Annotated in this window: 12 protein-coding genes; 3 read left to right on the top strand and 9 right to left on the bottom strand. The window is 71.2% G+C overall.

The window, feature by feature from the left end:
• Positions 1 to 8: 8 nt before the first annotated feature.
• The 8 genes from OG607_RS22065 to pdhA all read right to left on the bottom strand — a co-directional run bounded on the left by OG607_RS22065 (position 9) and on the right by pdhA (position 8,731).
• Complete coding sequence (locus OG607_RS22065; protein WP_405726035.1) at positions 9 to 1,295, bottom strand: nitrate/nitrite transporter; 1,287 nt, start codon at positions 1,293 to 1,295, stop codon at positions 9 to 11.
• Positions 1,292 to 1,948, bottom strand: coding sequence for a GntR family transcriptional regulator (locus OG607_RS22070; RefSeq protein ID WP_405726038.1), 657 nt, complete (start codon positions 1,946 to 1,948; stop codon positions 1,292 to 1,294). Before OG607_RS22070 ends, OG607_RS22065 begins: the two co-directional genes overlap by 4 nt.
• Positions 1,949 to 2,026: 78 nt before the next feature.
• Positions 2,027 to 3,649, bottom strand: coding sequence for a hypothetical protein (locus OG607_RS22075; RefSeq protein WP_405726041.1), 1,623 nt, complete (start codon positions 3,647 to 3,649; stop codon positions 2,027 to 2,029).
• 231 nt (positions 3,650 to 3,880) lie between these two features.
• The gene (locus tag OG607_RS22080; protein WP_405726044.1) at positions 3,881 to 4,834 is read right to left on the bottom strand and encodes a MerR family transcriptional regulator; all 954 of its coding nucleotides are present in this window, start codon (positions 4,832 to 4,834) and stop codon (positions 3,881 to 3,883) included.
• 57 nt (positions 4,835 to 4,891) lie between these two features.
• Entirely contained in the window at positions 4,892 to 5,086 is a 195-nt protein-coding gene (locus OG607_RS22085; RefSeq protein ID WP_405726047.1) for a hypothetical protein, read from the bottom strand.
• A gap of 126 nt (positions 5,087 to 5,212) precedes the next feature.
• Complete coding sequence (locus OG607_RS22090; RefSeq protein WP_405736954.1) at positions 5,213 to 6,541, bottom strand: dihydrolipoamide acetyltransferase family protein; 1,329 nt, start codon at positions 6,539 to 6,541, stop codon at positions 5,213 to 5,215.
• 50 nt (positions 6,542 to 6,591) lie between these two features.
• A complete protein-coding gene (locus tag OG607_RS22095) occupies positions 6,592 to 7,566 on the bottom strand; it encodes an alpha-ketoacid dehydrogenase subunit beta (protein WP_405736957.1) in 975 nt (324 codons plus the stop codon).
• Positions 7,567 to 7,576: 10 nt separating this feature from the next.
• Entirely contained in the window at positions 7,577 to 8,731 is a 1,155-nt protein-coding gene (pdhA, locus tag OG607_RS22100; protein WP_405726050.1) for a pyruvate dehydrogenase (acetyl-transferring) E1 component subunit alpha, read from the bottom strand.
• Between the two features lie 327 nt (positions 8,732 to 9,058).
• Between pdhA and OG607_RS22105 the strand changes: the two genes are divergently transcribed.
• The 3 genes from OG607_RS22105 (at position 9,059) to OG607_RS22115 (ending at position 11,273) form a co-directional block, all read left to right on the top strand.
• Positions 9,059 to 9,733, top strand: coding sequence for a response regulator (locus tag OG607_RS22105; protein WP_405726053.1), 675 nt, complete (start codon positions 9,059 to 9,061; stop codon positions 9,731 to 9,733).
• 73 nt (positions 9,734 to 9,806) lie between these two features.
• A complete protein-coding gene (locus tag OG607_RS22110) occupies positions 9,807 to 10,214 on the top strand; it encodes a pyridoxamine 5'-phosphate oxidase family protein (protein WP_405726056.1) in 408 nt (135 codons plus the stop codon).
• Positions 10,215 to 10,229: 15 nt separating this feature from the next.
• Positions 10,230 to 11,273: a phosphotransferase gene (locus OG607_RS22115; protein ID WP_405726059.1), complete on the top strand. Its 1,044-nt coding sequence runs from the start codon at positions 10,230 to 10,232 to the stop codon at positions 11,271 to 11,273.
• A 22-nt stretch (positions 11,274 to 11,295) separates the two neighbouring features.
• Here the strand turns inward: OG607_RS22115 and OG607_RS22120 are convergent, their stop codons facing one another.
• A complete protein-coding gene (locus tag OG607_RS22120) occupies positions 11,296 to 12,906 on the bottom strand; it encodes a protein kinase domain-containing protein (RefSeq protein WP_405726062.1) in 1,611 nt (536 codons plus the stop codon).
• Between the last annotated feature and the right edge of the window lie 10 nt (positions 12,907 to 12,916).

The following is a 12,916-nucleotide window of genomic DNA, read 5'->3' on the forward strand; positions in this document are numbered from 1 at the left end:
AGGAGCGTTCACGCCTTCGCCGGGACGTGAACGCTCTCCACGCGGCTGACCGCGACCCGCTGCCGTTCCAGGCGGGCTGCGCGGCCGCGCAGCCGCAGGATCTGCGAGACGCCGATCGCCTGGAGCACGAAGACGCTGCTCCACGCGATGCGGTAGTTGTCGCCGGTGGCGTCCAGCAGCACGCCGATCGCGAGCAGCGCGGCCATCGAGGCGGTGAAGCCGCCGATGTTGACGATGCCGGTCGCCGTGCCGAAGCGCTCCGGCGGGTTGGCCGGGCGGGCGAAGTCGAAGCCGATCATCGAGGCCGGACCGCAGGACCCCAGGACGACGCAGAGCAGCGCCAGCAGCCACAGGGGGGCGTGCGGGGACGGCCAGGCCAGGACGACCGCCCACATGGCGGCGGTGGCGGCGATGACGCCCAGGGCGAGGGGCATGCGCGCGCCGTGGTGGCGGCCGATGACCTGGCCGAAGAGCATCCCGAAGACCATGTTGGCGATCACGACCAGCGTCAGCATCGTGCCGGCCGCCTCCCGTGACATGCCCTGGGCCTCGACGAGATACGGCAGGCCCCACAGCAGCAGGAACACCATGCCGGAGAACTGCGTCGTGAAGTGCACCCACATCCCCAGCCGGGTCCCCGGCTCCCGCCAGGACGCCGCGATCTGCCGCTTCACATAAGCCCGGCCGTGGTGCTCGGCGGGCGCGGGCTCGAAGCCCTCGGGGTGGTCCTTCATGAAGAGCAGGACGAGGACGAGCACGAGCGCGCCGCCCAGCGCCGTGCCGACGAAGGTCGGCGCCCACCCGGCCGAGTGCAGCAGCCGGGCCAGCAGCACGGTGCTCATGAGGTTGCCCGCGACCCCGAACAGCGCCGCGCCCTGGGCGATCATCGGACCGCGCCGGGCCGGGAACCAGCGCGAGCCCAGCCGCAGCACGCTGACGAAGGTCATGGCGTCGCCGCACCCCAGCACCGCGCGGGAGGCCAGCGCCATGCCGTACGAGTGGGAGAGCGCGAAGCCGAGCTGGCCGAGGGTGAACAGGACGATCCCGATGGTCAGCACCCGCTTGGTGCCGAGCCGGTCCACCATCAGGCCGACCGGTATCTGCATGCCGGCGTAGACCAGGACCTGGAGGATGGAGAAGGTGGACAGGGCCGAGGCGCCGATGTGGAAGCGGGCGGCGGCGTCGATGCCGGCCACGCCGAGGCTGGTGCGGTGGACGACGGCCACCATGTAGACGAGCGTGCCGATGGACCAGACGGCGACGGCCTGCCGTCCGCCGGGCGGCTCGGTGGTCACGCGGATTCCCCCCTGACGATGAACTTGACCCAGCTGACGTGCTGTTCGACCAGGGCCAGCGCGGCGCCGGTGTCCCCGGCCCGCAGTGCGCCCAGCAACTCCGTGTGTTCCGCGATGTTCTTGGCGATCCGGCCCGGGTCGGCGTGCATCGTCGCGACCCCCATCCGCAGCTGACGGTCCCTCAACTGGTCGTAGAGCTGCGCCAGGATGCGATTCCCGGCCGCCCGCACGATCTCCGCGTGAAAGCACCGGTCCGCCACCGCGAACGCCGCCAGATCCCCGGCCGCCGCGTGCCCCTGCTGTTCCTCCAGCAGCTCCTCCAACCGCGCCACCAACTGCGGGGCCGCCGGTGCCACCTTGGCCGCGGCATGCCGCTCGACCAGGAGCCGGGTCTCCACGACATCGGCGATCTCCTGCGCGGAGACCGGCAGCACCAGCGCACCCTTCTTCGGGTACAGCTTCAGCAGCCCCTCCGCCTCCAGCCGCAGCAGCGCCTCGCGCACGGGCGTACGCGACACCCCCACGGCCTCGGCGAGCTCGCCCTCGCTGAGCAGGATCCCGCCTTCGTAACGGCGGTCCAGGACCGCCTGCTTGACGTGGGTGTAGACCCGCTCGGCGGCGGGGGGCTGCTTGACGACCGTAGGCGCATCCATGATGAGCACATCATAGATACAAGTGCCATACACGAAACAGCCCCGTCCGCGATACGGACGGGGCTGCCTCTCAGTGGATCACTTCACGTCCACGAAGTCCTCACTGCCGTACGACACCAGGTGCGCGCTGTCCGGGGAGAGCAGCACCGGCTGCCACGTGCCGTCCTTCTTGGCCGTGAAGCCCTTCTTGAACGTGCCGTCGGCCTTGGTGACCGCCGTGCCCAGCACCTGCCAGGTGGTGGCGCCCTTGGCCTTGAACAGGATCGCGACCTTCTGCGAGCCGTACGCCTTCCAGGCGCCGGAGGCGAGCTGCTGCTGCAGCTTGCCCGTGACGGTGATCGTCCTGCCCTTCTTCACCGGCTCCGGGGAGGCGTTGGCACCGGTGATCCGGGTCGCCGTCCGCGCCACGTGCAGGACCTTGCTGTACGAGGCCCCGAAGTCCGGGGTGCCCTTGTAGTGCGCCCGCCAGTAGCCCTTGCCCGGCGCCGCGAACACGCCCGCGAAGGAGCCCGGGTCGGCGTCCACGCCCGTCGTGAGCGTCTTGACGGTCTTCCAGCCGGTGCGGCCGTCCTTGGAGTACTCGATGTCCGCCTTCGAGGAGTCGGGCTGCCGGTCGCCGGTCTCGAGCGTCCCGCCGACGGTCAGCTGCGAGAGCTGGTCGAGGGAGGCCGTGAAGCCGGTGATCGAGGTCGTGGCGGCCACATGCACCCGCGCGACCTGCACCGCGCTCGCGGCCAGGAAACCCTCGTAGTCGCTGCCCACCGTGACGTTCACGGCCTTGCTGCTCTGCGGGGCCGCCGTCCCGGTGAAGCGGCCGTCCGCTCCGGTCACGGCGGTCGTCGAGGCGTCGCCCGAACCCTGCGGATCCAGCGTGACCGTCTGCCCGGCGAGCGGCTTCCACACGCCCCCGGCGGCCTGGACCTCGGCCTTGCCGCTGATCTTCGCGGACTGGCCGGGCTTGATGTCGACGTCCTTCGCGTCCAGCGTCACGCGAGTCGCGGACTGCGCGATCGTGATCCGCACCGGCGACCCCGTCTGGGCGCCCGTGATGTACGCGGACACCCCGCCGTCGTGCCGGGGCACGAAGACCTGCTTGAAGCGGCCGTCCGCGTCCGTCGTCGCGGTCGTCGCCGCACCCGATTCGTCCAGCCCGAGCAGCTGCACCGGGACCCCCTGCCTCGGGTACAGCGCCCGGGTCCCCGGGTGCCGTACGACCAGGCGCCCGCCGACCGTCACCTCCTGGTGGAAGTAGTCCGGCGCGGCCGGGGTGGCCGTGAACGACTGGAAGAGGGCCGTGTAGTTGTAGTCGAGCACGCTCCCCGCCGCCTCCGTGCGGTCCCCGTCCGCGTCCGTCAGCTCGATCACGGTCCGGTAGTCGCCCAGCTCCGCCAGCTGCACCGGCTGCGAGGTGTACCAGACGCCACTGTCGGCCGTCCCCGAGTGCAGCGTGAAGTCCTGCGTCTCCCCGGCCTCGGACGCGGTGTCGTCGTCCGACTGCGGGAAGAAGTGCGCCGTGATCTGCGTGATGGCGCTGTCCGACGTGGCCGACACGGCCAGTACGCCGTTGTCGTCCTGCACACTGCCGGCCTCCAGCAGCGTCGGCGCGACCGCAACGGGCAGCGCCGACGCGGCCGGGGCCAGCCCGGCTATCAGCATCGCGGCCGTCGACGCGCAGGCCAGCGCGGCAGTCTTGAGTTTCATACGATTTCCCCCACGGAACTGCTGTTGCCGGTGTTACTGCTACTCACCAGCGAGGTCAATGAGGCGAATCATAGGCCCACCTTCACAGCGGCTTCACAGTGGGAGCACGCTAGTTCGGGGGCCCGGTTCTGTCCTCAATCGCCGGACGGGCTGAACTCAGCCCGTCCGGCGATTGAGGACAAAGCGCAGCCGGCGGGCTGCGCAACCCGGCGAACGTACCCGGCCACCGCCCTAGCGGCGGATGGGCATCAGCAACGACATCGTGCCCTCCCGGTCCGGCGAACGGATCGCCAGCGGGGCGATGGGGCCGCCCAGTTCCAGCACGAGCTGCCCCCCGTCCGCCGCCGTGAGCGCATCGAGCAGGAACTCCCTGTTCACGGCCACCCGCAGCTCGGGCACCAGATCCAGCACGCTCACCTCCGGCCCGGCGGCCACCCTCTCGCGCAGCTCCGCCGTCCGGACGGTGACCCGGTGCGTGGTCTCCACCCGCAGCAGTTGCCGGTAGTCCGGGAAGTCGTGGTCCAGCCGCTCGCCCGCCACCCGACGCCCCGCCGCGGTGGCGGCAACGTCCTTGCCGTCAAAGGCCAGCTCGACGTCACCGGCATCGGCGAGAGCCCGGATCTCGTCCACGAGCGGCACCGGCACGATGACGCTCACGCGCACCGCCGCATCCGGCTCCATCACCGACACCCGCGACACCGCGAGCCGGTAGCGGTCCGTGGCGACCAGCGTCAGCACACCGTCCTCCACGTCGAACAGCACACCGCACAACGACGGCCGCTCCGGATCACTGCTCGCGGCGAACCGCACCGCGTCCAGCGCGGACGCCAGTTCCGGTGCGGGAACCTTCAGTCGGGTCATTGTCATGTCCTCCGGTTCGAGTAGGGCTCGTACGGAGGAGAGCTCACGCCGCGCATCGGCCAGTCCGACCTCAAGACGCCGCAGATGCGCGTCGAGCAGCCGGCCATCCCGTTCGTCGAGCACCCGCCGGATCTCCGGCAGCGGCATCCCCACCCGGCGCAGTCGCGCGACCAGCCGGGCATCGCCCACCTGGCCGTCGTCGTACCACCGATACCCGGTCTGCGGGTCCGTCCAGGCAGGGGCCAGCACGCCGGCCCCGTCGTAGAACCGCAGCGCGCTGACGGACAACCCGCTGTCCCGGGCCATCTCACCGATGCTGCGCATGTCGCTCTCCACACCGAGGACTGTGGGGGCTCGACCAGGTCGAGGGTCAACCTCAGGTCAGGGATGCAGACTACCGACCACATCGGCGGTGGCGATGAGGCCCGACTGGATGGTGGGCGCGAGGCTGGTGCCGGCCAGGCAGAAGCCGAGCAGCGAGCAGAGCAGCGCGTGGGAGAACTTGAGGGCCTTGCTGCGAAGCAGCACGAGGGCCAGGACCACGAGCAGCAGGACCACGGAGATGGATACGGCCACGGCGATACCTCCCGAAGGGTTTCTCCGTACATGACCGCACGAATCACCCACGGGATGGCGGAGCCACGCATAGCGCGAGGCCCGGACGTACGTACGCGTCCGGGCCCCGCACACGGCATCGGCGCGCTAGGCCCAGGTCATCAGCCGCTTCGGGTATTCGAGGATGGCCGCCGTGTCGCCCAGGACCTTGGATCCCAGTTCGCCGTCGACGAGCCGGTGGTCGAAGGACAGCGCGAGCGTGGTGACCTGGCGGACTCGGACCCTGCCCTTGTGGACCCAGGGCTGTTCCTTGACCGCGCCGAAGGCGAGGATCGCGGACTCGCCGGGATTGAGGATCGGCGTGCCGGTGTCGATGCCGAAGACGCCGACGTTGGTGATGGTGACGGTGCCGCCCTGCATGTCGGCGGGCGCGGTGCGCCCGTCGCGGGCGGTGGCGACGAGGTCGCCGAGGGCGGCGGCGAGCTCGGGGAGGGTCTTGGCGTGGGCGTCCTTGATGTTGGGGACGATGAGGCCGCGCGGGGTGGCGGCGGCGATACCCAGGTTGACGTAGCCCTTGTGGACGATCTCCTGGCGGTCCTCGTCCCAGGCGGCGTTGACCTCCGGGTTGCGGCGGATCGCGACGAGCAGGGCCTTGGCGACCACGAGCAGCGGGCTGACCTTGAGACCGGCGAAGGCCGGATCGGTCTTCAGCTCGGAGACCAGACGCATCGTGCGCGTGATGTCGAAGGTCACGAACTCCGTGACGTGCGGCGCCGTGAAGGCGCTGGACACCATCGCGGCGGCGGTGGCCTTGCGTACGCCCTTGATGGGCACCCGGGTCTCCAGCGAAGCCGGAACGGAGGCGGGGGCGGGCGCTTCCTGCGCAGGCGGCGTTACGACGGCGACGGCGACGGCCGCCTGGACGTCCTCGCGGGTGACGACGCCGCCGGGCCCGGTCGGGGTGACCGTGGCCAGGTCCACGCCCAGGTCCTTGGCAAGCTTGCGCACGGGCGGCTTGGCGAGCGGGTGCACGACGCCGTGACCGTTGAGGTCGGGCGCGGGCTGGGCGGACTGCGCCGGTACGACCGGAGGCGTCCTGCGCGGGCGGCGCTTCGTCGAGGACGTGGCGACGCCGTAGCCGACGAGCACCGGCTGCCGCTTGGGAGCGGGCGCCTCGGGCTCGGGGGCCTTGACCGGCTCGGGCGCAGGCGCGGGCTCGGAAGCCACGACCGGCTCCGACGCCTCCGGGGAACCGGGCTCCGTGTCGACGGCGATGATCACCGAGCCGACGTCCACCGTCTCGCCCTCGCCGAAGTGCAGTTCGTGCACGACGCCGTCGAAGGGGATCGGCAGCTCGACGGCCGCCTTCGCGGTCTCGACCTCGCACACGACCTGGCCGTCGGTGACGGTGTCGCCGGGCTTGACGTACCACTTGAGGATCTCGGCCTCGGTGAGCCCTTCGCCCACGTCGGGCATCCTGAACTCACGGAAGCGCTGTGCGGTCACAGTTGTCACGACCCTCTCCCTCAGTACGCCAGCGCGCGGTCGACGGCGTCGAGCACACGGTCCAGACCGGGCAGGTACTCCTCCTCCAGCCGGGCCGGCGGATACGGCGCGTGGAAACCGCCCACGCGCAGCACCGGGGCCTGAAGCAGGTAGAAGCACCGCTCGGTGATCCGGGCCGCGATCTCCGCGCCCATTCCCACGAACACCGGCGCCTCGTGCACCACCACCAGCCGCCCGGTCCGCTCGACCGAGGCCTGGAGGGTGTCGAAGTCCACCGGCGACAGTGACCGCAGGTCCACCACCTCCAGGCTACGTCCCTCCTCGGCGGCGGCAGCGGCGGCTTCCAGGCAGACCTTCACCATGGGCCCGTAGGCGACGAGCGTGAGGTCGGTGCCCTCGCGGACCGTACGGGCGGCGTGCAGCGGGTGCGGGATGGCGTCCACTGCCACCTCGCCCTTGTCCCAGTAGCGCCGCTTGGGCTCGAAGAAGATCACCGGGTCGTCGCAGTCGATGGCCTGCTGCAGCATCCAGTAGGCGTCCTGCGGGGTCGCCGGGGACACCACCTTCAGGCCCGCGATGTGCGCGAAGAGGGCCTCGGGAGACTCGGAGTGGTGCTCCACGGCCCCGATGCCGCCCGCGTAGGGGATCCGGATGACGACCGGCAGCTTGATCTTGCCGAGCGCGCGGGCGTGCATCTTGGCGAGCTGGGTGACGATCTGGTCGTAGGCCGGGAAGACGAAGCCGTCGAACTGGATCTCCACGACCGGCCGGTAGCCGCGCAGGGCGAGCCCGATGGCGGTGCCGACGATGCCGGACTCGGCGAGCGGGGTGTCGATGACCCGGCCCTCGCCGAAGTCCTTCTGCAGCCCGTCGGTGATCCGGAAGACGCCGCCGAGCTTTCCGATGTCCTCACCCATGAGGAGCACCTTGGGGTCGGTCTCCAGGGCCTTGCGCAGGGCCTCGTTGAGGGCCTTGGCGATGGTCATCGTTGCCATGTCAGCCATGTCAGTGACCCCCCTCGAAGCCGGCGAGGTACTCGGCGAACTGCGCCCGCTCCTCGTCGACGAGCGCGTGCCCGTCGGCGTAGACGTTCTCGAAGATCGCCATGGTGTCCGGGTCCGGCATGGTCCGTACGGCCTCGCGGACCCGCTTGCCCAGGGCCTCGCTCTCCGCCTCGATCTCCGCGAGCCAGGCGGCGTCGGCGAAGCCCTCCTTCTCCAGGTAGGTCTTCAGCCGGATGATCGGGTCCTTGACCTCCCACTGCTCCCGCTCCTCGTCGAGGCGGTAGCGGGTGGGGTCGTCGGAGGTGGTGTGCGCGCCCATGCGGTAGGTGAAAGCTTCCACCAGCATCGGGCCCTGGCCGGAGCGGGCGTGCTCCAGGGCGGCCTTGGTGACGGCGAGCACCGCCAGTACGTCATTGCCGTCCACCCGGACGCCCGGGAAGCCGTAGCCCTCGGAGCGGCGGTAGATCGGGACGCGGGACTGCTTCTCGGTGGGCTCGGAGATCGCCCACTGGTTGTTCTGGCAGAAGAACACGACCGGCGCGTTGTAGACGGCGGCGAAGGTGAAGGCCTCGGCGACATCGCCCTGGCTGCTGGCCCCGTCGCCGAAGTAGGCGATGACGGCGGAGTCCGTGCCGTCCTTGGCGCAGCCCATCGCGTAGCCGGTCGCGTGCAGCGTCTGCGAGCCGATCACGATCGTGTAGAGGTGGAAGTTGTTCTCGTTGGGGTCCCAGCCTCCGTGGTTGACCCCCCGGAACATCCCCAGCAGATTGGCCGGGTCCACGCCCCGGCACCAGGCGACGCCGTGCTCGCGGTACGTGGGGAACACGTAGTCGTCGGGGCGGGTGGCCCGTCCCGAGCCGATCTGGGCGGCCTCCTGGCCGAGCAGTGACGCCCACAGCCCGAGCTCCCCCTGCCTCTGCAGCGAGGTCGCCTCGGCGTCGAACCGGCGCGTCAGCACCATGTCGCGGTACAGGCCGCGCAGCTCGTCGGGGCTCAGGTCGATGGAGTACTCACTGTGCTGTACGCGCTCGCCCTCGGGGGTCAGCAACTGTACGAGCTCCGGCTCGTCACTGCTGCCTCGGCGCTTCACGCCGCCGCGCGTGCCCGTGCCCGTACGGGGCGTACGGGGCTTCGCGGCAGTGCTCTTCACGCTCACGCTTCGCTCCTCCGTCTGTCCGGCCCCCGGGATCCGCCGGTGGCCAGTGCGGCTCCTACCCGCCTCGACACGGCGCACGGGGTGTGTGCGGCTCGGCCGGGCCGGGAGTGACTTGATTGTGCCCCGGCTGTCAGCCTTGCAAAACGAACGTTACCCACACCTTCCACATATGTGCGAAGGGTGTCCTACCTGCGGTTTTGCTTGGATTTCCTAGTAAATTGGTGTTCTCGCAGGCCAGCCGTGGGTAGCCGGGACAACGGCACGGTATCCCGAGGACGGAATCTGCGTAAGGGGCCGGGAGATCCAATCCTGTGCGACGCTGAAGTCGTGAGCGAAAACGTAAAAAACGGCACAAACAATGAAATCAGGGTTTTCCTACTGGACGACCACGAAGTCGTCCGCCGCGGTGTCCACGAGCTGCTGTCCTCCGAGCCCGACATCACCGTCGTCGGCGAGGCCGGCTCCGCCGCCGAGGCCCTGGCCCGCTTCCCGGCCGCCCACCCCGACGTCGCCGTCCTGGATGTACGCCTCCCCGACGGCAGCGGCGTCGAGGTCTGCCGCGAGATCCGCGCGCGGCTCCCGTCGGCCCGGTGCCTCATGCTCACCTCCTACGCCGACGACGAGGCGCTCTTCGACGCCATCATGGCCGGAGCCGCCGGCTACGTCCTCAAGGACATCCGCGCCAGCGACCTCATCGGCGCCGTCCGCGACGTCGCCGCCGGCCGCTCCCTCCTCGACCCCGTCGCCACCGCCCGGGTCCTGGAACGCCTGCGCGCCGCCTCCGAACCCACCCCCACCACCCCCGGCCTCACCGACCAGGAGGGCCGCATCCTCGACCTCATCGGCGAAGGCCTCACCAACCGCCAGATCGGCGAGCGCCTCCACCTCGCCGAGAAGACCGTCAAGAACTACGTCTCCTCGCTCCTGGCCAAGCTCGGCATGGAACGCCGCACCCAGGCGGCGGCGTACGTGGCGCGCGCACAGGCGGAGCGTGGTCACTGACAGGACCTATGGCCCACCCCAAGAGGGCCGGAGCCCCTGTCCCGCAAGCGCTCCGACCCCGCAAAGTGAACGCATGTCCACACCCCGTGCGGAGCACGAGGCCGCCCTCGCCCTCCTGGCCGCCGTCCCGTACGGCCGCCTCGCCCTGACCCGCGAGGCGCTCCCGCACATGGCGGTGACCCGGCACATCGTGACCCCCGACGGCCACCTGATCCTGCGTACGCACAAGGGCTGGGACATCCACCGCTCCGCCGACGGCGCCGTCGTGGCGTACGTGGCCGACAACACCGCCAGCGGACAGCCGGAGGCATGGGTCGTCCAGCTCACCGGCACCGCGTACGCGATGATCCCGAGCCGGGCGCAGCGCGAGCGTTTCGGCGAGCAGCCGGCCGCCGCCGACGGGGTGCCGTTCGAACCGGTGTACCTACGCATCGAACCGGGCTATGCGACGTCGTATCGGGTATCGGGCCTGCCGCAGTGATCTAGCATCAGCCTGGTGATCGGGAGTACGGCGACGGCGCCGCCAACCGGCGAGACGCTGCACGCGCTGCTGCGCCGATACGAGAACGCCGGCTCGCCGCTGTCGTGTGAGCCCGTCGCCGAGGGTCTGCTCAACCGCGGCTACCGCCTCGCCACCACCCGGGGCCGGTTCTTCCTCAAGCTCTACGTGGACAGCGCGACCGCCGACCGCACCGTCATCGCCCGCCAGCACCGTGCGACCCAGCGCCTGGACGAGCTCGGCCTGCCTGTCGCCCCGCCGCTGCCCGACGCCGACGGCGGCACGGTCACCGTCCTCGGGGGCCGCTGCTTCGCGCTGTACCCGTGGGTGGACGGCCGGCACCGCGACGGCGCCGAGCTGACCACCGGGCAGTCGCGCCGGCTGGGGGCGCTGCTGGGGCTCGTGCACACCCGCCTGGAACAGGTCCAGCCGCCGCAGCCGCCGCCCGCCGAAGGCCGGCCGCACCACGCGAGCGCCGACCCCGCGCGGACCTTCGAGCTGATCGACGAGCTCCTGGAGCAGGTGCGCGGGCACCGCCCCCGCGAGACCTTCGACGAGCTGGCCGAGCACCGCCTCCTGGAGCGCCGGGCCCTGCTCGAACGGCACGCGCACCGCCGCCCCCCGGACGCCCGCGAGGCCGTCACCGGCTGGGTCCACGGTGACTTCCATCCGCTCAACCTGCTCTACCGCGAGGACGAACCCGTCGCGATCATCGACTGGGACCGCCTCGGCGTCCAGCCCCGTGCCGAGGAAGCCGTCCGCGCCGCCGCGATCTTCTTCGTCCAGCCCTCCGGCACCCTCGACCTGGCCAAGACCGCCGCCTACGCCCGCGCCTACCGCCAGGCCGCCGACGCGCCCCCCGACGAACTCGCCGCCGCCGTCCACCGCGTCTGGTGGGAACGCCTCAACGACTTCTGGATGCTGCGCTGGCGCTACCAGCGCCGCGACCGCCGCGCGGATCCGCTCTTCCCGGCGTCGTCGGCACTGGCGGTGTGGTGGACCGGGGCGTACGAAGCGGTGAGGGACGCGTTCACGGACTGAGGGCCCCGGGCCCCGCGACGGCTCAGCCGCCGTTCGTGCCCAGGGTGAGCCCCGCGGCGGCCGCACCCGCGCTACCCCCACCCCCGTCGCCGTCGGCACCCGCGTCCGTCTCGCCGGAGGCGGAGGCGCTCGCCGCCGGCGAACTCTGCGACGCCGACGCGCTCGCCGAGGCGGAGGGCGACGCGGACTGCGTCGCCGAGGCGCTCGGCGTGGCGGAAGGTGTCACGGAGGGCGTCGCGGACTGCGTCGGCTGGTACGAGTAGGAGGGGCTGGCCGAGTCGTCCGAGCTGGTGGACGTGTCCTCGTTCGACGGCTCCGTGGTCTGCGCCTGCGTGGTCTGGGACTGGGTCGGGGTGACGGGGTTGTCCTTGTCGGAATTGCCCGTGTTGGCAATCGCGAAGTAGACGCCGAGCGAGACGGCCAGCGCGGCCGCCAGCAGGAAGAGCACGGGCTTGACCCAGCGGTTGCCCCCGCGTCCGCCCCCGCCGTAACCGCCGCCGGGGCCGCTGCCAGGCGGCATCGTGTCGCCGGGGGCGCCGAGCAGCAGTGGGGCGCCGAATTCGGCGGTGGCGTGCTCGGGGAGGCGGCGGGTGCCCTGGGTCTGGCCGGGCACGCCCATGGCGGGGGTGGAGGCCCCGGTGTGGCCCGGCTGGGCGACGTAGCCGGTGCTCCAGGTGCCCGTGTAGCCGCCCTGCTCGCGCAGCATGGCCAGGGCGTACTGGACGACGCCGCGCATCTCCTCGGCCGTCTGGAAGCGGTCGTCGGGGTGCTTGGCGAGCGCCCGCATGACGAGCCCGTCGAGCTCGGGCGGGACGCGGTCGGTGATGGTGGACGGCGGCCGGGCCTCGTCCTGGACGTGCTGGTAGACGACCGCGAGCGGCGTCTCACCGACGAAGGGCGGCCGCAGCGCGAGCAGTTCGTAGAGCAGACAGCCGGTGGCGTAGAGGTCGGAGCGGGTGTCCACGGTCTTGCCGAGCGCCTGCTCGGGCGACAGATACTGCGGCGTGCCCATGACCATGCCGGTCTGCGTCATCGTCGTGGACGCGCCGTGCAGCGCCCGGGCGATGCCGAAGTCCATGACCTTGATCTGGCCGGCGTGGGTCATGATCACGTTGGCCGGCTTGATGTCACGGTGGACGATGCCGTGCTGGTGGCTGTAGGCCAGTGCGTCCAGCACGCCGGAGACGATGACGAGCGCCTCCTCGACCACCGGTGGCTCGTCGGACTCGACCAGCAGCTCGCGGATCGTACGGCCCTCGACCAGCTCCATCACGATGTACGGAACGGCGCCGGACGGCCCCAGGTCCTCGCCGGAGTCGTAGACGGCGACGACGGCGTGGTGGTTCAGCCCCGCGACGGACTGGGCCTCGCGCGTGAAGCGGGCCTTGGAGACCGGGTCCTCGGCGAGGTCGGAGCGCAGCAGCTTGACGGCGACGATGCGTCCCAGGCGCACGTCCTCGGCGGCGAAGACCTCGGCCATGCCGCCGCGCCCGAGGCGGTGGGTGAGCCGGTAGCGGCCGTCACCGACCACTCCGTTGGCGCCCCACTGCTCAGGCGAATCGTGCGAACCGGGCACGCCATGGCCGTCTGCGGAGGGCTCGTTCGGGCCCCCGGCGGCTGTTGTCTGTGCCATCAGTCCTCGC

Source organism: Streptomyces sp. NBC_01537 (assembly GCF_045040445.1).
In the GTDB taxonomy this organism is placed as follows: Bacteria; Actinomycetota; Actinomycetes; order Streptomycetales; family Streptomycetaceae; genus Actinacidiphila.

What these genes read in the sequence shown, in the direction of transcription:
- OG607_RS22080 (WP_405726044.1), bottom strand. Translation starts at nt 4,834, where the DNA reads ATGCGCAGCATCGGTGAGATGGCCCGGGACAGCGGGTTGTCCGTCAGC.
- OG607_RS22070 (WP_405726038.1), bottom strand. Translation starts at nt 1,948, where the DNA reads ATGGATGCGCCTACGGTCGTCAAGCAGCCCCCCGCCGCCGAGCGGGTC.
- OG607_RS22075 (WP_405726041.1), bottom strand. Translation starts at nt 3,649, where the DNA reads ATGAAACTCAAGACTGCCGCGCTGGCCTGCGCGTCGACGGCCGCGATG.
- OG607_RS22120 (WP_405726062.1), bottom strand. Translation starts at nt 12,906, where the DNA reads ATGGCACAGACAACAGCCGCCGGGGGCCCGAACGAGCCCTCCGCAGAC.
- OG607_RS22095 (WP_405736957.1), bottom strand. Translation starts at nt 7,566, where the DNA reads ATGGCAACGATGACCATCGCCAAGGCCCTCAACGAGGCCCTGCGCAAG.
- OG607_RS22090 (WP_405736954.1), bottom strand. Translation starts at nt 6,541, where the DNA reads ATGCCCGACGTGGGCGAAGGGCTCACCGAGGCCGAGATCCTCAAGTGG.
- OG607_RS22110 (WP_405726056.1), top strand. Translation starts at nt 9,807, where the DNA reads ATGTCCACACCCCGTGCGGAGCACGAGGCCGCCCTCGCCCTCCTGGCC.